This window comes from Sporomusaceae bacterium ACPt, from assembly GCA_041428575.1.
Lineage (GTDB): Bacteria > Bacillota > Negativicutes > Sporomusales > Sporomusaceae > Sporomusa_D > Sporomusa_D carbonis.
Window position 1 is genome coordinate 495,431 of sequence record CP155570.1, and the last position, 17,092, is coordinate 512,522.

14 protein-coding genes are annotated in these 17,092 nt (G+C 48.7%); 13 read left to right on the forward strand and 1 reads right to left on the reverse strand.

Going from position 1 to position 17,092, the window contains the following annotated elements; translation table 11 throughout:
* Window positions 1-75: 75 nt before the first annotated feature.
* Complete coding sequence (locus SCACP_RS02405; RefSeq protein ID WP_425059847.1) at window positions 76-387, reverse strand: DedA family protein; 312 nt, start codon at window positions 385-387, stop codon at window positions 76-78.
* Window positions 388-481: 94 nt separating this feature from the next.
* Between SCACP_RS02405 and argC the strand changes: the two genes are divergently transcribed.
* The 13 genes from argC (at window position 482) to glmS (ending at window position 16,897) form a co-directional block, all read left to right on the forward strand.
* Window positions 482-1,522 carry an N-acetyl-gamma-glutamyl-phosphate reductase gene (argC, locus tag SCACP_RS02410; RefSeq protein ID WP_425059848.1) on the forward strand — a complete coding sequence of 347 codons (1,041 nt, stop codon included), beginning with the start codon at window positions 482-484 and terminating at the stop codon, window positions 1,520-1,522.
* A gap of 16 nt (window positions 1,523-1,538) precedes the next feature.
* Window positions 1,539-2,750: a bifunctional glutamate N-acetyltransferase/amino-acid acetyltransferase ArgJ gene (argJ, locus tag SCACP_RS02415; protein WP_425059849.1), complete on the forward strand. Its 1,212-nt coding sequence runs from the start codon at window positions 1,539-1,541 to the stop codon at window positions 2,748-2,750.
* 61 nt (window positions 2,751-2,811) lie between these two features.
* A complete protein-coding gene (argB, locus tag SCACP_RS02420) occupies window positions 2,812-3,717 on the forward strand; it encodes an acetylglutamate kinase (RefSeq protein ID WP_425059850.1) in 906 nt (301 codons plus the stop codon).
* Between the two features lie 4 nt (window positions 3,718-3,721).
* The gene (locus SCACP_RS02425) at window positions 3,722-4,906 is read left to right on the forward strand and encodes an acetylornithine transaminase (protein WP_425061303.1); all 1,185 of its coding nucleotides are present in this window, start codon (window positions 3,722-3,724) and stop codon (window positions 4,904-4,906) included.
* 20 nt (window positions 4,907-4,926) lie between these two features.
* Window positions 4,927-5,859: an ornithine carbamoyltransferase gene (gene argF / locus SCACP_RS02430; RefSeq protein WP_425059851.1), complete on the forward strand. Its 933-nt coding sequence runs from the start codon at window positions 4,927-4,929 to the stop codon at window positions 5,857-5,859.
* A gap of 94 nt (window positions 5,860-5,953) precedes the next feature.
* Window positions 5,954-7,177 carry an argininosuccinate synthase gene (locus SCACP_RS02435; protein ID WP_425059852.1) on the forward strand — a complete coding sequence of 408 codons (1,224 nt, stop codon included), beginning with the start codon at window positions 5,954-5,956 and terminating at the stop codon, window positions 7,175-7,177.
* Window positions 7,170-8,585 carry an argininosuccinate lyase gene (gene argH, locus SCACP_RS02440; protein WP_425059853.1) on the forward strand — a complete coding sequence of 472 codons (1,416 nt, stop codon included), beginning with the start codon at window positions 7,170-7,172 and terminating at the stop codon, window positions 8,583-8,585. The genes SCACP_RS02435 and argH overlap by 8 nt, the downstream gene beginning before the upstream one ends.
* Window positions 8,586-8,623: 38 nt before the next feature.
* Window positions 8,624-9,697: a branched-chain amino acid aminotransferase gene (locus SCACP_RS02445; protein ID WP_425059854.1), complete on the forward strand. Its 1,074-nt coding sequence runs from the start codon at window positions 8,624-8,626 to the stop codon at window positions 9,695-9,697.
* 204 nt (window positions 9,698-9,901) lie between these two features.
* Window positions 9,902-10,717: a diadenylate cyclase CdaA gene (gene cdaA / locus SCACP_RS02450; RefSeq protein WP_425059855.1), complete on the forward strand. Its 816-nt coding sequence runs from the start codon at window positions 9,902-9,904 to the stop codon at window positions 10,715-10,717.
* Window positions 10,717-11,658 carry a CdaR family protein gene (locus tag SCACP_RS02455; protein ID WP_425059856.1) on the forward strand — a complete coding sequence of 314 codons (942 nt, stop codon included), beginning with the start codon at window positions 10,717-10,719 and terminating at the stop codon, window positions 11,656-11,658. The genes cdaA and SCACP_RS02455 overlap by 1 nt, the downstream gene beginning before the upstream one ends.
* Before the next feature lie 15 nt (window positions 11,659-11,673).
* Window positions 11,674-13,272 carry an NAD(P)/FAD-dependent oxidoreductase gene (locus SCACP_RS02460; protein WP_425059857.1) on the forward strand — a complete coding sequence of 533 codons (1,599 nt, stop codon included), beginning with the start codon at window positions 11,674-11,676 and terminating at the stop codon, window positions 13,270-13,272.
* A 71-nt stretch (window positions 13,273-13,343) separates the two neighbouring features.
* On the forward strand, window positions 13,344-14,684 hold the full coding sequence (gene glmM, locus SCACP_RS02465) for a phosphoglucosamine mutase (RefSeq protein WP_425059858.1): 1,341 nt from the start codon (window positions 13,344-13,346) through the stop codon (window positions 14,682-14,684).
* 383 nt (window positions 14,685-15,067) lie between these two features.
* A complete protein-coding gene (gene glmS / locus SCACP_RS02470) occupies window positions 15,068-16,897 on the forward strand; it encodes a glutamine--fructose-6-phosphate transaminase (isomerizing) (protein ID WP_425059859.1) in 1,830 nt (609 codons plus the stop codon).
* Window positions 16,898-17,092: the final 195 nt, after the last annotated feature.

Below are 17,092 nucleotides of genomic sequence, written 5' to 3' on the forward strand. Positions count from 1 at the left end.
GGCAATGCTGATTTTAGTACGGATGATGGGCAGCTGGCGCCAAGGGATGATAATTATAGGGCCGTAGCGGATAAATCAGTCACTCATTTTATCAACATAAGACGGAGATAAGTGGATAAGCCGGCAAAACTTGTACAAAAACTCGCGTCCGCCTTGACGGGCTAAAAAGTAAATGAACAGCGAACCGGTCATACTGCCCAGCCAGCCGGCGAGGATGGCGCCCGGGAAACTAAACACGTTCTGATACACCATAAATCCGGCAAATCCCAGTACCAGTTCACTGGGCACCGGGATACACATACCTTCTAGCGTCATGGACAAAAAAACGGCCAAATATCCGTATTGTTCAATAATATTTGTCAAAGAATCAAAGTCGACAGCCATCATACCTCTTTCTAAAAAATGTATACATGAATACCGAAAATACTTGCATTAATATTCATACGTACTGTATAATTATTACAACAAAGGAGCGATGCCCATGAAAATAAGCATTGTAGGAGCTACCGGCTATACCGGTGCCGAACTGCTCCGCATACTGGTATCCCACCCGGCTGCCGAAATCCAATACATTACATCAGAAAGTCAGCCAGGTACAGCCATTAACGAAATATACCCTCATTTTACACGATTTTATGATAAAACACTAGCAAGCTTAGGCGATTTGGACAAAATTGCCGCTGACAGTGACGTCATTTTTATTGGCTTACCTCACGGCCATGCCATGGAAGTTGGCCGCAAGGCGACAGCGATAAATCAGAAAGTAAAAATCATTGATCTGGGAGCGGACTACCGTTTCCGTAACCCGGATGTATATGAACAGTGGTACAAAGTACCCCATACCCATCGGGAGGCGCAAGCGGTATATGGTCTGACAGAACTTAACCGCAGCCAGGTCAGAGAGGCAACCATTGTCGGCAACCCCGGCTGCTATACAACAGCCAGTATTTTAGCGCTTGCGCCGCTCGTGAAAAATAAGCTGGTTGATCTTAACTCGATCGTGGTTGACGCCAAGTCAGGCGTGTCAGGAGCCGGGCGGGGCTTAAACCTGGGTTCTCATTTTACCGAAGTATTTGAAAGTGTCAAAGCCTATAATATTGCCGGACACCGTCATACACCCGAGATTGAGGCCGCCCTCGCCGAATTAGCCGGCAAAGAGATTGTTATCAGCTTTACCCCCCATTTAATTCCCATGGCCAGAGGTATTTTGAGCACTTGTTATGCCCGCCTTATAGACGGTGTTAGCCCTGAGACTGTGGACCAGGCATATCATGCAATGTACAATGATGAATATTTTATCCGCCTGTTAGGGCGCGGCGGCTATCCGGTAACCAAGAACACACGCGGTACCAATTTCTGCGATTTGGGCTGGCATATTGATAAACGCACCGGCAGAGTAATCGCTGTGGCTGCGATTGACAATCTGGTCAAGGGCGCCGCCGGCCAAGCAGTGCAAAATATGAATGTAATGTTCAATATTGACGAGCGGGCAGGACTTGATAACGCACCGCTTTATCCATAGAAGGGCAGGTTGAAGAATGTTAAGCAAAATCACTGGCGGCATCACTGCGCCACAAGGCTTTAAAGCGGCAGGCGTTCATTGTGGCATAAAAAAGAACGGCAAAGAAGACGTGGCCGTTATTTACAGCACTGTTCCCGCGGCAGCGGCAGCTATGTTCACCACCAATCAGATGGCCGCCGCGCCGGTTATTGTTTCACGCCAAGCCGTAGAGCGCGGTAAGGCTCGTGCCATTGTCGTCAACTCCGGCTGCGCCAACGCCTGTACCGGCGAGCAGGGGCTGGCCGATGCCAAAGCTATGGCACACCAGGCGGCCAAAGCCTTGAATCTTGATGATAATGAGGTGCTGGTGGCTTCAACCGGGGTAATTGGCGTAACGTTACCCATGGAGAAAGTAACTGCCGGCATCAGCCAGGCAGTGGCAGATTTGTCCGAATCCGGACACGAACAGGCGTTGGCTGCTATTATGACGACAGATACTTTCCCTAAGTCTTGTGCCTATCAATATTCCTTAGGGGGAAAAACGGCTACAATCGCGGGAATTGCCAAAGGGGCGGGCATGATTCACCCTAACATGGCCACAATGCTGTGCTTTATTACCACTGACGCCGCTGTTGCTCCTGAATTATTGAAGCTGGCGCTCAACCAGGCGGTAGAACTGTCGTTTAATATGATTTCGGTAGACGGTGATACCAGTACTAACGATATGGTTGCCGTACTGGCCAACGGGCAAGCCGGTAATAAGCTAATTAGATCGGCTGACAGCCCTGAGTACCAAGAATTTTTTCAGGCACTGAAAACGGTATGCACCGAATTAGCGCAGTTGATTGTTCGTGATGGCGAAGGCGCCACCAAATTTCTCGAAATAAATGTTACAGGTGCTCTTACGTTTGCCGATGCCAAACAAGCCGCTATGGCTATCGCCAAATCGCCGCTGGTCAAGACGGCCTTCTTTGGCCAGGACCCTAATTGGGGCCGGATCTTATGCGCTGTCGGTTACTCGGGCGCCAAAACTCAGCCTGACAGGACCTCGTTGGCCATCGGTGGTCTGACAATAGTTGTCAATGGCCAGGGAGCTGCCGAATTTGACACCGCCAAGCTCAAAGACGTTATGGCTGCCAAGGATATTGTTGTAACAGTTGATCTGGGCCTGGGTGACGCGGCGGCTACTGTGTGGACGTGCGATTTTTCCTATGAATATGTAAAAATTAACGGCGAATATACAACATAATTACTATTATGCGGTTCTAGCGCATTACGACAATTAAGTAAGTGGGAAAGGGATGATATAAATGATTAATTCGGTAGAAAAGGCTGCCGTACTGATTGAAGCGCTACCGTACCTGCAACGGTTTGCCGGCAACACCATTGTCATTAAATACGGCGGCAACGCCATGCTGAACGATGAACTTAAGAAAAGCGTAATGCAGGACATTATTTTTCTTAAATATGCCGGTATTCGTCCGGTAGTTGTGCACGGCGGCGGTCCGGAAATTACCGGTATGCTGGAAAAGCTGGGCAAAAAGTCAAGCTTTGTCAGCGGTCTCAGAGTCACTGATGCCGAGACTGTTGAAATTGCCGAAATGGTGCTTGTAGGTAAAATCAATAGCGAAATCGTCAAATTATTAAACTTCCTCGGAGCAAAAGCCGTTGGTCTGAGCGGCAAAGACGCTGACCTGATTATTGCTGCCAAGCATTTGGCAAAAGTGCGGGAGAACGGTCAGGTTAAAGAAGTGGATATCGGCTTTGTCGGTGATGTCCTCAAACTTAATACCGGTATTGTTGAAAAACTTTTGGACCAAGGCTACATTCCCGTTATTTCGCCGATCGGTGTTGGCAAAGACGGCGCTACTTATAACATTAACGCCGACTATGTTGCCGGTGAACTGGCTGCCGCCTTAGGTGCGGAAAAACTGGCCCTTATCACCGATGTCGAAGGCATTTACCATGACTACAATGATAAGAGTACCTTTGTTTCCACCCTGTCGCTGGCCGAAGCCCAGGAAATGATTAAGTCGGGCAGCATTGACGGCGGTATGATACCAAAAGTTGAGGCTTGCGTAAAAGCTTTGGCGGCCGGAGTGGCAAAAACCCATATTATTGATGGACGTAAACCCCACTCACTGCTCTTAGAAATTTTCACCACCGAGGGCATCGGCACCGAAGTGGTCAAATACAGGAGGTATATCAGTGGATAAACAGATGGTATTTGACATGCACCGGAATTATTATATGCCGGTATTCGCCCGGTACTCCCTTGTGTTAACCCATGGCCAAGGACCGTATGTCTATGACAGTGAAGGGAAAAAATACATAGATTTTCTCGCAGGTATTGCCGTTAACGTTTTGGGGCATGCCCATCCCAAGCTGGTGGCAGCCATTGCCGATCAGGCCGGAAAAATGATTCATTGCTCAAACTTGTACTATACTGAGGCGCAAGCCACCTTGGCCAAGACCCTGGCGCATTTAAGCGGTCTTGACAAGGTCTTTATCGGCAACAGCGGCGCCGAAGCCAACGAAGGAGCCATCAAACTGGCCCGGAAATACGGTAAAGCCGTCAGTCAGGATAAGGTTGAGATTATTACCGCCGAGCATTCCTTTCATGGCCGGACGCTGGCTACCTTGACAGCTACCGCCCAGCCAAAATACCAGCATGGTTATGAGCCATTGCCCGGAGGTTTCAGACATGTGCCATTTAATGATGTGGCGGCTTTGGCGGCCGCCATGTCTGACAAGACGTGTGCTGTAATGCTTGAACCCATTCAGGGCGAAGGCGGCGTCAATATTCCGGATAAAGATTATTTTGCTGAAGTCAGAAGGTTGTGCGACAAGTTTGGAGCACTTCTAATCCTGGACGAAATCCAGACAGGTATCGGTCGTACCGGCAAAATGTTTGCCTATGAACACCTTGGTGTTAAGCCTGATATTGTAACCCTGGCCAAGGGATTGGCCGGTGGTGTGCCCATCGGCGCTTTTATCGCCAGTGATAAGGTAGCTGCAGCTTTTGGACCGGGCGATCATGGCTCAACTTTCGGCGGCAATCCGTTGGCCTGTGCCGCCGCCAACGCTGTGCTAAAAGTTATTGACGACGAAGGACTGCTGGGTAATGCCGGCACATTGGGCGAATACCTTGTGACTAAACTCAAGGCCCTGAAAGATAAATATCCGGACATTATCAGCCAAGTGCGCGGTCAGGGTCTGATTGTCGGCGTTAAACTTACCCGGCCGGGCCGCGATATTGTCAATAAATGCATGGAACAGGGCGCAATCATCAACTGCACAGCCGGCGATGTGCTCCGGTTTGTGCCGCCGCTCATTATAACCGCGGGCCATGTTGACGAAATGATCGCCATATTAGACAGAACGTTGGCGACGGTACAACTTTAATCATGGGGGAGTGTTAGGGAATGGGTCTTAAAGGCAAGGACTTTTTATCAATACATGATTTATCAGTTGATGAAATTTACCAAATTCTCGACTTTGCGAAAATACTGAAAGCAAAGCAAAAAGCAGGTGAACAGCACCAGTTGTTAAAAGGCAAGACACTGGGCATGATCTTTCAAAAGTCATCCACTCGCACCAGAGTATCATTCGAAGCAGGGATGTGGCAGCTGGGCGGCAATGCGCTGTTCTTGTCGGCTAACGACCTGCAAATTGGGCGGGGCGAACCGGTTAAAGATACGGCCCGGGTACTGTCTCGCTATCTTGACGGTATCATGATCAGGACATTTTCCCACCTGGAGGTTGAAGAACTGGCTCAATACGCCTCAATACCGGTAATTAACGGTCTTACCGATCTCCTGCACCCCTGTCAGGCAATGGCTGATATCTTTACTGCCATTGAACACAAAGGTGAATTAAAAGGCCGCAAACTGTGCTATATCGGCGACGGCAACAACATGGTCAACTCGCTTTTACATATCTGCGCCAAAGTCGGCATGGACATGAGTGTAGCCACACCACCCAACTATGCGCCTGACGCTGCCATTGTCGAGCAGGCGGTAGCTGACGCTAAAGTATCCGGCAGCAAGATAACCATTCTTGACGACCCTTTTGCCGCGGCTAAAGACGCCGACGTGCTCTACACCGATGTGTGGGCCAGCATGGGCAAAGAAGGTGAGCAGGCCATCCGTAAACAGGCGTTTGCCGGTTTCCAGATCAACAGCAGTATTCTGCAAGTAGCTAAACCTGACTCCATCGTTATGCACTGCCTGCCGGCGCACCGTGGTGAAGAAATTACCGATGACGTTATCGAAGGACCACATTCAGTAGTCTTTGATGAGGCTGAGAACCGCTTACATGTGCAAAAAGCGATAATGGCGCTACTCATGGCCGATTAGAACCTGCTGCCATATGGACAATTTCGCCTGGTTCCTGTAAACTCTACAATAGGAAAGTATAGGAAACCACGCTAATCATAGGAGGCAATACAAAATGAGTGATATTAAAAAAGTTGTGCTCGCCTATTCCGGCGGCCTGGATACCTCGGTTATTATCCCTTGGCTTAAAGAAAACTATGGCTGTGAAGTTATTGCTATGTGCGCCGACGTCGGTCAGGGCGATGAACTGGCTCCTGTCCGGGAAAAGGCCATCAAGTCAGGGGCCAGCAAAGTATATATTGAAGACCTTACCGCCGAGTTTGTGGAAGGCTATATATGGCCGACTCTTAAAGCCGGGGCCGTATATGAAGGCAAGTATCTTTTAGGAACTTCTTTTGCCCGTCCCATCATTGCCAAAGCCCTTGTTGATATCGCTTTGAAAGAAGGTGCTGATGCTATCTGCCACGGGGCAACAGGTAAAGGTAATGACCAAGTGCGCTTTGAACTCACTGTGAAAGCGCTGGCCCCGCATCTGAAAATTATTGCTCCCTGGCGCGTGTGGAATATCCGTTCCCGCGAAGATGCTATTGACTATGCTGAAAAACACGGTATTCCGGTACCGGTTACCAAAGCCCGCCCGTACAGTATGGACCGCAACATCTGGCACTTAAGCCATGAAGGCGCCGACCTGGAAAACCCGGCTAACGAGCCGCAAGACGACGTATTTTTGATTACCACTCCGCCGGAAAAAGCGCCAGACAAACCTACCTATATTGAAGTCGGTTTTGAAAAAGGCATTCCTGTATCGCTTGACGGTGTCAAAATGGCTGCCGTGCCGCTTCTCACCAAGCTTAATGAAATTGGCGCAACCAATGGTGTCGGTATTGCCGATATCGTAGAAAACCGCCTTGTGGGCATGAAATCACGCGGCGTGTACGAAAATCCCGGCGGCGCCATTCTGTACTATGCGCACCGCGAACTTGAATACTTGACCCTTGACCGGGCTACCATGCATTATAAAGAGCAAGTCGCCATTAAATACGCTGAATTGGTATATGATGGTATGTGGTTCTCCCCGCTGCGTGAAGCGCTTGACGCCTTTTTCGATTCAACGCAGCAGACGGTCACCGGCACTGTCCGCCTGAAGTTGTATAAAGGCAATATTATAAGTGCCGGCGCTACATCGCCGTATTCGCTCTATAATGAAAAAATTGTTACCTTCGGGGACAGCGAAGAATTATATAACCACGGCGATGCTGAGGGCTTTATTAACCTGTTCGGGCTGCCGCTAAAAGTGCGGGCTATGATGAAAGCTGAGGCCAAGAAAAACAATGAGTAAACTTTGGGGCGGCCGTTTCGCCAAAAACACTGACGTAATGGTGGAGGAGTTTACCTCCTCCATTTCTTTTGACAGTCGCCTGTACCGCCAGGACATTGCCGGCAGTATTGCCCATGCCAAAATGCTGGCTCAATGCGGGATCATCAGCCAAGAGGACGCTACGCTCATAATTGATGGCCTAAACGGGATTCTGGCCGATATTGAGGCCGGAAAATTTAGTTTTGAAGTAGCTTTGGAAGACATTCATATGAATATTGAAAAGCGCTTAACCGAGCGTATCGGTGCGGCCGGCGGCCGGCTGCATACCGCCCGCAGCCGTAACGATCAGGTGGCGTTGGATACTCATATGTATGTGCGCGAGCAAGTGGCGGAGATTGCCAAACTGTTGTTTGACTTAGAGCAGGCTGTTATTGATACGGCTGAGCGGTATCCTGACGTTATCATGCCAGGCTATACCCATTTGCAGCGGGCGCAGCCCATTTTGTTCGCCCACCACATGATGGCCTATTTCTTTATGTTTGAACGCGATTTCCGGCGGTTGAGCGGCGTATGGGAGTCGGCGGACATCATGCCGCTCGGCGCCGGTGCGTTAGCCGGTACTACGTTTCCTATCGACCGTGAGTTTGTGGCCCGCGAGCTCAAGTTTAGCCGTATTTACGAAAATAGCCTTGATGCTGTTAGTGACCGCGACTATATCCTTGAATTTTTGTCTTTTGCTTCCATCTTGATGATGCACCTCAGCCGTTTGAGCGAAGAAATCATTTTGTGGTCGTCAACCGAGTTTTCCTTTATTGAGCTTGATGATGCCCATTGTACCGGTTCAAGCATTATGCCGCAGAAAAAAAATCCGGACGTTGCCGAATTGGTACGGGGCAAGGCCGGCAGAGTGTTTGGCCACCTTATGGCTATGCTGACGGTGGCCAAAGGTTTGCCGCTGGCTTACAATAAAGACTTGCAGGAAGATAAAGAAGGGCTGTTTGATACCATTGATACCGTCAAATTCAGCCTGACAGTATATGCCGCCATGCTGCGGGGTATGAGGGTTAATGGCGGCATAATGCGCCAAGCGCTGAAAACCGACTTTTCCAATGCCACCGACATGGCCGACTATTTAGTTAAAAAAGGGTTACCCTTCCGGCAGGCGCATGAAGTTGTCGGTAAATGCGTAGCCTATTGTTTAGGAAAGCAAAAAACGCTTACTGATTTGACATTGCAAGAATTTCAACAATTTTCACCGTTATTTGCGTCAGATATTTTAGATGCCATTACCGTAGAAACATGTGTAGCATCCCGTAATTCCTTGGGTGGCACATCGCCCATTCAGGTCGGACAAGCTGTTACTGTCGCCAGGTCCATTATGGATAAACAGCAAAAACGCCTTGACATGTATACAAAAATCACACTATAATATCCATAAATATACAAACCCTAAGGAGGCCTGTTAACATGACAGACATTGCTGTTACACTGGCTGATAAACGCGGTACGCTTTCCTCAGACGACAAACTAGGCTTTGGCAAGATTTTTACCGACCACATGTTTGTAATGGATTATGTCACTGGCAAAGGCTGGCATAATCCCCGCATAGTCCCGTATGGTAATATTGACATATCACCCGCGGCTATGGTACTGCACTACGGTCAGGCCATTTTTGAAGGCATGAAAGCTTTTCGCACCGAAGATAACCGTGTTGTTATGTACCGCCCGCTTGATCACTTAAAGCGTTTCAACAATTCGGCCGATATTTTATCCATTCCTTTGATGGACCTTGATTTGGTGCATGAAGGTCTAAGAAAACTTATTGAAATTGATAAGCGTTGGGTGCCCCAATCACTGGGGACTTCGCTTTATATCCGCCCGTTCGTAATTTCTGTTGATCCGTATGTTGGCGTAAAAGTAGCAGACCAATACACGATGTATATCATTTTATCGCCTGTCGGCGCTTACTATGCTTCAGGCTTTAAGCCGGTAAAAATCAAGGTTGAAGAACATTATGTACGGGCAGTAAAAGGCGGTCTGGGCGAAGCCAAAACTCCGGCCAACTATGCCGCCAGCCTTAAAGCTTCGGAAGAAGCCAAGAAAGAAGGCTTTACCCAGGTGCTATGGCTGGACGCTATTGAACAAAAATATATTGAAGAAGTTGGGACGATGAACATCTTCTTCAAGATTGATGACGAAATAATTACTCCGGCGCTAAACGGCAGTATCTTAAACGGCATTACCCGCCGTTCGGTTATTGAAGTTGCCAAAGATTGGGGAATGAAAGTAACCGAACGCCGTATTTCCATCGATGAAGTGTTTGAAGCCCATGAACGGGGTCATTTGCAGGAAGTATTCGGTTCCGGAACGGCGGCGGTTATTTCTCCGGTTGGCGAATTGTCCTGGAAAGGCAAACGCATTATTGTTAATAATAACCAAACTGGTGAGACTTCGCAGAAACTGTTTGATTGCATTACCGGCATTCAGCAAGGCCGCGTAGCCGACAAGTTCGGCTGGGTTGAAGAAGTAACTAAATTATAAGATACCCTTACGGTACACTACTGCATGATTAGGCTTGTGCCCAGGCACAAGCCTAGTTTTATATTAACCGGCTCATGTACATTGGACTTTTTTATTTAATTATTTTTATAACAATATATTACGCAAAAAGGTTTTCATAGTATTGGGTAGAATAAGAGTATAGTTATATGATGAATTTTACTCCTGTTTCGAGGTGTGGCAGGCATGTTATTACAAATACGGGGCATAATTTCTACAATTAGTTTCCTTGATATTATCGATATTGTCATCGTAGCCTACTTCTTGTACAAATTCTACTTTATGATTAAAGATACCCGGGCGGTAGCGCTATTAAAAGGGCTCGTTGTGCTGCTCCTGGCAACTTTAGTCAGCAAATGGCTGGGGCTTAATGTTATTAATTGGCTGTTGCAAAAAACCATGACGGTTGTGCTGGTAGCCTTGCCGGTAGTTTTTCAGCCTGAACTAAGGCGGGCGCTCGAACAATTAGGACGGGGACGCTTCTTCCGCGACGGTGCCCTGTTAAATGCCGAAGAAAAGGAAACATTGTTTGAAGAACTGGCCAGGACGGTCACAGGACTCTCTAAGAATAAAATTGGAGCGCTGATGGTGCTTGAACGGGAAACCGGGCTTAACGACTACATTGAAACAGGCATAAAAGTGGATGGGTTGGTGTCAAGCGAATTCTTAATTAACATTTTTATTCCCAACACTCCGCTTCACGATGGCGCTGTTATCATCCGCGGCAACCGGGTGCAGGCGGCAGGTTGTCTTTTGCCGCTGTCCGATGACCGGAGCCTTAACAAGGAACTTGGTACCCGGCACCGGGCGGCCATTGGCATCAGTGAACAGACTGATGCTGTCGTAATTGTTGTCAGCGAAGAGACCGGCATTATTTCGCTGGCGCGTGGCGGCAGGCTGCATAGGTATCTGGACGCCGAAAAACTCAAGGAACATCTTGCACCACTGTTTGTGGCTAAAACTTCGTCGCTTAGCGACCTATTTAGCTGGAGGCCGTCATAATGCTGGACAAGTTTTTTAAGATGCCGGGAAAAACTAAAAATATTACTCCGAAAATTTTGGCCGTAATACTGGCGGTAGTGTTGTGGCTGTATGTTATGAATGAACAAAACCCGCCGATTGAATCATCGTTTACTATTCCGCTGGAGGTGCGCAACGCGGCGACCACTTTTGTAATAAGCGAAATGCCGGAAACAGCCAGAATAAAAGTACGCGGCCCGCGCAGCACTGTAGCCGGCCTGCTCACTCAGGACCTTAAGGCCTATGTTGATGTCAAAGGGCTTAGCGAAGGACGCCACAATGTCAAAGTTAACGCGGCTTTACCTCCTAATTTGGAGTTGATTGAAATCAATCCGGAGAAAGTACAACTAAGGCTTGATACCATTATCAGCCGCAATGTGGCGGTCGCGGTTAGACTAACTGGTACGCCGGCTAAAGCCGCAACTGTGAGTAAAGTTGCTTCGGCTAATGAACAAGTCACTATTGAAGGTCCGAAAAATGTTGTAGATACTGTGGAAAAAGTGGCAGCCGCGGTAGATTTATCAGGCAAAAATGCTGATTTTACAATAGATGCGCCGCTTATTCCGGTTAACCGTGAAGGCAAAGAAGTCGAAGGGCTTACTATCTATCCGGAAAAAACACGGGTAATGGTTAGTCTGGTATCAGGGACAAACAAAAAGCTGCTTGATGTAAAACCGGTAACTCAGGGGCAATTGCCACAAGACTTGGTGATTAAGAGTATTGTAACTCAACCGGATAAGGTGGAAATAAAAGAAACTGTGCCGGGCAAGGGTGTTGATAAGCTTGAGGCTATTTATACCGAACCAATCAATCTCAACGACATTAGCAAAGATACCAGCAGGGAAGTTAAAATCCAACTGCCGCAAGGCTTAACAGCCACACCGACCACGGTAACGGTCACCATCAAAGTCGGGCCCCGTTAAAGGAGATAAGAGATATTGCTTAAAATCAGCAACTTTCGTGTGCCGCTGACTGATGAAACCCCGCTGGAGCGGTTGGTAGCCAGACGGTTAGACCTATCACCTGACGTTCTTGGTCAGATAGTGATTATTCGCCGGGCTGTTGACGCCCGGCGAAAAAACAATATAAATTTTGTTTATACAATTGAGGTTGATGTCAAAATTCCGCCAGGTCAGGTGTTGGCCCGCTTATCAGCCGATAAAGATGTCACACTGGTTGTTCCGCCAGCCCAAGAGGATATTGTTCCAGGCGATAAACTGCTGCAGAGTCGCCCGGTAGTGGCAGGCGCGGGACCGGCCGGTTTATTTGCCGCGTATATGCTGGCCAAATTCGGCTACAGGCCGCTGTTAATTGAACGGGGACGGGATGTAGACCGGCGCGCCCGCGATATAGCTGATTTTTGGCGTACCGGACAGCTTGATGAAGTCAGTAATGTCCAGTTCGGTGAAGGCGGCGCCGGTACTTTTTCTGACGGCAAGCTTACGACGCGGGTGACCGACCCGCGTATGGCCGAGGTCCTTGACATTATGGTTGCCGCCGGTGCCCCGCCTGAGATCAAATACCTTCATAGACCCCATATTGGCACTGACAGACTGCGGAAAGTTGTCAAAAACATCCGCTCTCAGGTAATAGATATGGGCGGGCAAGTTGAATTTGAAGCCAGATTATCGGCCATTGAAACTAAAGCCGGCAAGCTTGCCGGCATAACGATCAATGACAATCGCTACCTGCCGTGTGACGCGCTGTTTCTGGCCATTGGCCACAGTGCCCGCGACACTTATCAAATGCTGCACCTTGCAAACATAGCTATTGAAGCTAAGCCGTTTGCCGTCGGTGTCCGCATTGAACACCCGCAGGAATTGATCGATAAGGCCCAATATGGTGTAGCCGCCGGCCATCCCAAGCTGGGGGCTGCCGACTATGCCCTGGTGTACCAGGATAAGGCCTCAGGCCGGGCGGCCTATTCTTTCTGTATGTGCCCAGGCGGCTTGGTAGTAGCTGCCGCCTCCGAGGCCGGCGGCGTAGTAACCAATGGCATGAGTCTTTACAGCCGCGATTCAGGTTTGGCTAACAGTGCGTTGGTTGTTAATGTCAATCCGGCTGATTATGGACCGCACGTACTTGACGGCATTGAGTTTCAACGCTGCTATGAACGATTGGCGTTCGCTTTGGGAGGGCGGAACTATACCGCACCCGCCCAGACGGTAGGCGATTTTCTGACCGGAAAGAGCGGCAATACTAAGTATTTAGTATTGCCCAGCTATCGTCCCGCAGTTAAGCCGGCTGACCTCAGGCAGTGTCTGCCTGATTTTGTTGCGTCTACGCTGGCGAAAGCTTTGCCGGATTTTGGCCGCAAGATTAGAGGTTTTGACCATCCCGCTGCAGTACTTACCGGGGTTGAGACCAGGACATCGGCGCCTGTCAGAATCATTCGCAGTCAGGACTTTGTCTCAGTCAACACGGCCGGCTTATATCCGATTGGTGAGGGCGCAGGCTACGCTGGCGGTATTATGAGCGCTGCTCTTGACGGTATGAACGCGGCAATAAGTTTTATCCGGGAATATAGTTTACGCTAGTGGTCATTGCGAGCGCTAGCGAAGCAATCTCTAACCCTAAACCGTAAAATTTGAAAGGGGCATTTACATACATGGGGAGACTTTTTGGTACTGACGGCGTGCGTGGCTTGGCCAACGCCGAACTTACGCCCGAACTGGCTTTTAAACTGGGCCGGGCGGCAACATACTATTTCGGGCGCGAGCATAACAGACCGGTTTTCTATATAGGACGCGATACCCGCATTTCCGGTCATATGCTGGAAGCGTCCCTAGCTGCCGGCATTTGTTCAGCCGGCGGAGAGGCTGTGCTTCTGGGAGTTGTTCCTACACCAGCCGTGGCCTATTTGACCTGCAAACATGGGGCGCAGGCCGGTGTAGTTATTTCGGCGTCACATAATCCTTATCCTGATAACGGTATTAAATTTTTTGCCGGTACCGGTTATAAACTACCTGACGCTGTTGAAGATGAACTGGAAAAGCTGGTTAATGCCCAGTCTGACGCTATGCCTCGTCCTACCGCTGACGGTGTAGGTTTTATTACCAGAAAACACGACTTACTGGACGAATATGTAGATTATGTTGTCGGCACTGTCAATACCACGTTAAGCGGGATGAAAATTGTCGTAGATTGCGCCAACGGCGCCGCTTATGAGGCTGCTCCCGCCGCCCTGAAAAAACTGGGGGCGGATGTTGTCGTACTTAATGACCGGCCTGACGGGATCAACATTAATGCCGGCTGCGGTTCGACCCATCTTGAACAGCTGCAGAGTGCGGTAGTTCAGCATAACGCCGACTTGGGCCTGGCTCATGACGGTGACGCCGACCGCTGTCTGGCTGTTGACGAAACCGGTGATAGTGTTGATGGTGATCAAATTATGCTTATTTGCGCACTGGAAATGCTCAAACAAAACACATTGACTGACAACACACTGGTAGCCACAGTCATGAGCAATCTGGGGTTGCATCAGGCAATAAAAAATGCCGGCGGCAAAGTTCTTGTTACACCGGTAGGCGACCGCTACGTTCTTGAGGCCATGCTTAAGCATAACCTGGTATTAGGTGGCGAACAATCAGGTCACATCATCTTCAGTCATCACAGCACTACAGGTGACGGTCTGATTACCGCCCTTAAACTGGCCGCGGCCTTAAAGCAAAGCGGTAAAAAAATGTCGGCGTTAGCCAAAGTCATGACAAAATTCCCGCAGCTTCTGGTCAACGTCCGGGTTAACAGCAAACAAGGCTGGCAAGATAACGCGAAGATAGCTGCTGCCATCAAAGCCGGTGAAGATGAATTAGGCGACAATGGCCGGATACTGGTACGGCCTTCAGGCACTGAACCACTGATCCGGGTAATGGCAGAAGGTCCGTCTTTACCTGACCTTGAACGTATTGTCGGCAATATTGCCGGCATAATCAAACAGGAACAGGCCTAGGTGGTTATTGACCAATTGGGTAATTTGTATTAAAATAAAGTAATATATGTCGAAGGAGCACTATTTGGTGCTCCTTTGCATATGTATGGTTATTAATAGGAGGTGGGAATGACAGCATAACTAAGGATAATAACTACCCTTATAACAAAAACTAATGAAAAAAGCGCTGGTGCTTGGTTTGTCCAAGCAGACGAGGTAGAGGTTTATCGAGCAGTCAGCGGATGCCTCTCGGCTGCTGCAGCCGTAAGCTTGCCGACAAAACCGCAGGGTGACCTGGGGGACAAAACGGCGGCGGCAGAATGACGCAGTACGGGATTGCGTTTGGTATTCGCAGTCGCAGATTTGGGCTTTTAAGTATTGATATTTTAGGAGGATAAATATATATGTGTGGTATTGTTGGCTATATCGGTCCTGGTCAGGCCGCGCCCTTTTTGTTGGAAGGCTTAAGCAAACTTGAATACCGGGGCTATGATTCGGCCGGTATTGCCGTATTTGACGGCAATAAAATAAATGTTGACAAAAGTGTGGGCCGGTTGAGTGTGCTTGCCAAAAAAGTAGAAATCCATCCCCTTCAAGGTAATCTTGGCATCGGCCATACCCGCTGGGCAACTCATGGCCGCCCTTCTGACGCCAACTCTCATCCCCATACTGATTGCACCGGTAAATTTGTTGTTGTCCATAACGGTATCATTGAGAATTACCTGCACCTTAAAGAGCAGCTTATTGCCAAAGGTCATAAATTTACTTCAGAGACCGATACTGAAGTAGTGGCCCATTTGCTTGAGGAATGCTACGAAGGCGATTTTGAAGCAGCGGTAAAGAAAGTGCTGGAAAAAATCGAAGGCTCTTACGCGCTGGTATTTATGAGCCAGGATGATCCTGACAAACTGATCTGCACCAAGCAGGATAATCCATTGGTTATCGGCCTGGGCGATGGTGAAAACTTTATTGCCTCCGATATCCCGGCAATTATCAGCCGTACCCGTAAGACCTATATTTTAAGTGACGGTGAAATGGCCATTGTTACCAAAGACTCGGTGTGGGTTATGAACCGCCAGGGAGTACCGGTAACCAAAAAAGTATTTGAAGTAAACTGGGATGCGGAAGCAGCCGAACGAGGCGGTTATGAGCATTTCATGATAAAAGAAATTTATGAACAGCCAAAGGCTGTCCGTGAAACCATGACCGGCCGCCTGGCTAAAGATGGCAGCGGAATAAACTTTGACGAACTTAAATGGACCAAAGAGGATATTGGCGCAATTAAAAAAGTCGCCGTTGTGGCGTGCGGTACGGCCTACCATGCCGGCATTGTCGGTAAATACCTTATTGAAAACCTGGCCCGCGTTCCGGTAGAGGTCGATGTTGCCTCAGAGTTCCGTTATCGTTCACCACTTATTGATGACCAGACTTTAACCATTGTGATTAGTCAGTCAGGAGAAACACTGGATACTTTGGCTGCACTGAAAGAAGCGAAAAACTTAGGCGCCAGGACATTGGCGATTACCAACGTTGTCGGCTCGTCCATTGCCCGGGAATCCGACCAGGTTATTTATACCTGGGCCGGTCCCGAAATTGCCGTAGCTTCAACCAAAGCGTACACAACTCAGCTTGTCGTCATGGCGATGCTGGCAATCTATATGGGTTCTATCAAAGGCACTCTGACGCCGGCAAAAGTGGGCGAATTGTGCCAGGAACTCCGTGATTTGCCCAACCAAGTCCATGAGCTTCTGGAAGATGTTGAACCTATAAAAACTTTTGCCCAGCGCTACGGATTCAATGAGGACGTATTTTTCATCGGACGTTCGCTCGACTACGCTGTAGCGCTGGAAGGCTCGCTCAAACTAAAAGAAATTTCCTATATTCACGCCGAAGCCTATGCTGCCGGCGAACTCAAGCACGGCACTTTGGCCCTTATCATCGAAGGCGTGCCGGTTATTGCGCTGGCAACGCAGTCTGATGTCTACGAGAAAATGTTGAGTAACATCAAGGAAGTTAAAGCCCGTGACGCCGTCGTCATCGGTATTGGCCTTAAAGGCGACAAAGAAATCGAAAAATACGTCGACCATACTATCTATATCCCGGCCACCAATAAATTCCTCACCCCCATATTATCAGTAATTCCCCTCCAACTCTTAGCCTATTATGCTGCCGTAACCCGCGGCTGCGATGTCGATAAGCCCCGTAACCTGGCCAAGAGCGTGACGGTAGAGTAGTACAGGAAGTATTGAGCGATTTTTGTAGATTTAAAATAATAACTGTATTTTTAAAAATGCCTTTCTAATTTTAAACTTCCTTGATGTCATCGAATTTTAGACGTACTACTCAGACGAGGGGTGATTTCACTCCTCGTTTTTTTCATAAGATAAGAAAGTATAAGATTTGAGGGGTTACCAGTCGGTAGCCCTTTT

Bases quoted from the DNA above. Each gene is read 5' to 3' on its own strand.
- argH (WP_425059853.1), top strand. From the start codon at position 7,170: ATGAGTAAACTTTGGGGCGGCCGTTTCGCCAAAAACACTGACGTAATG.
- SCACP_RS02405 (WP_425059847.1), bottom strand. From the start codon at position 387: ATGATGGCTGTCGACTTTGATTCTTTGACAAATATTATTGAACAATAC.
- SCACP_RS02445 (WP_425059854.1), top strand. From the start codon at position 8,624: ATGACAGACATTGCTGTTACACTGGCTGATAAACGCGGTACGCTTTCC.
- argF (WP_425059851.1), top strand. From the start codon at position 4,927: ATGGGTCTTAAAGGCAAGGACTTTTTATCAATACATGATTTATCAGTT.
- argJ (WP_425059849.1), top strand. From the start codon at position 1,539: ATGTTAAGCAAAATCACTGGCGGCATCACTGCGCCACAAGGCTTTAAA.
- glmS (WP_425059859.1), top strand. From the start codon at position 15,068: ATGTGTGGTATTGTTGGCTATATCGGTCCTGGTCAGGCCGCGCCCTTT.
- glmM (WP_425059858.1), top strand. From the start codon at position 13,344: ATGGGGAGACTTTTTGGTACTGACGGCGTGCGTGGCTTGGCCAACGCC.
- SCACP_RS02455 (WP_425059856.1), top strand. From the start codon at position 10,717: ATGCTGGACAAGTTTTTTAAGATGCCGGGAAAAACTAAAAATATTACT.
- SCACP_RS02425 (WP_425061303.1), top strand. From the start codon at position 3,722: ATGGTATTTGACATGCACCGGAATTATTATATGCCGGTATTCGCCCGG.
- argB (WP_425059850.1), top strand. From the start codon at position 2,812: ATGATTAATTCGGTAGAAAAGGCTGCCGTACTGATTGAAGCGCTACCG.
- cdaA (WP_425059855.1), top strand. From the start codon at position 9,902: ATGTTATTACAAATACGGGGCATAATTTCTACAATTAGTTTCCTTGAT.
- argC (WP_425059848.1), top strand. From the start codon at position 482: ATGAAAATAAGCATTGTAGGAGCTACCGGCTATACCGGTGCCGAACTG.
- SCACP_RS02435 (WP_425059852.1), top strand. From the start codon at position 5,954: ATGAGTGATATTAAAAAAGTTGTGCTCGCCTATTCCGGCGGCCTGGAT.